Below are 745 nucleotides of genomic sequence, written 5' to 3' on the forward strand. Positions count from 1 at the left end.
GGGGTTATCCGCCCGCTCCCTGCACCGTAGCGCACGGGTCGCCCGCACCATTGCCGATCTGGATAACAGTCCGGAGGTGGAGCGGGACCACCTTCGCGAAGCGCTGAGTTACAGACAGAATGTGCAGCAGGGCTGACGGTTTATCGCGCCCGATGCGCAATCGCTACCCTTGTGCGTGCGCTAAACGCAAACGCCCCGCGTGTGCGGGGCTTTTTTGCGTGATTCCTGTTGCGTGAAGCGTGTTGCGTCTCACGTGTTACCTCTGCGAAGCAGACCTACACGCCCCACTTGAAGAAATCACGCTTCTCTTTCAGATAAAAGCGGGACAACACCATCTTGTGCACTTCGCTGGCGCCATCCACCAGACGCGCCTGACGGGCGTAGCGGTAGATCCACTCCAGCAGGGTGTCCTTGGAGTAACCGCGGGCACCGCACAGCTGGATGGCGGTATCCGCCGCCTTGTGCAAGGTATCGGCCACGTGGATTTTTGCCATGGAAATTTCTTTCTTGGCAAAGTCACCCTGGTCCAGCATCCAGGCAGCCTGCATGGTCAGCAGACGGCCCACTTCGATTTCCTTGGCCACATCACCCAGCATCCACTGCACACCTTCGTGTTCGGCCAGGGTTGTTCCAAAGCTCATGCGGTTTTCCACATAACCCGCCGCTTCTTCCATGCAACGCTTGGCCAGACCCAGCCAGCGCATGCAGTGGGTCAGACGCGCAGTACCCAGACGAATCTGGGTAA

At 59.1% G+C, this 745-nt stretch carries 1 protein-coding gene and 1 pseudogene; one reads left to right on the forward strand and one right to left on the reverse strand.

Annotated features, from left to right (window positions below; translation table 11 throughout):
- Positions 1–136: pseudogene (locus A3730_RS29410) on the forward strand (hypothetical protein); the annotation flags it as partial.
- 139 nt (positions 137–275) lie between these two features.
- On the opposite strand, the gene A3730_RS03405 reads toward A3730_RS29410, so the two are convergent.
- Positions 276–745, reverse strand: a 470-nt coding sequence (locus tag A3730_RS03405) for an acyl-CoA dehydrogenase family protein (protein ID WP_197477261.1), incomplete at its 5' end; no start/stop codon positions are given.

The organism is Alcanivorax sp. HI0044, assembly GCF_001634945.1.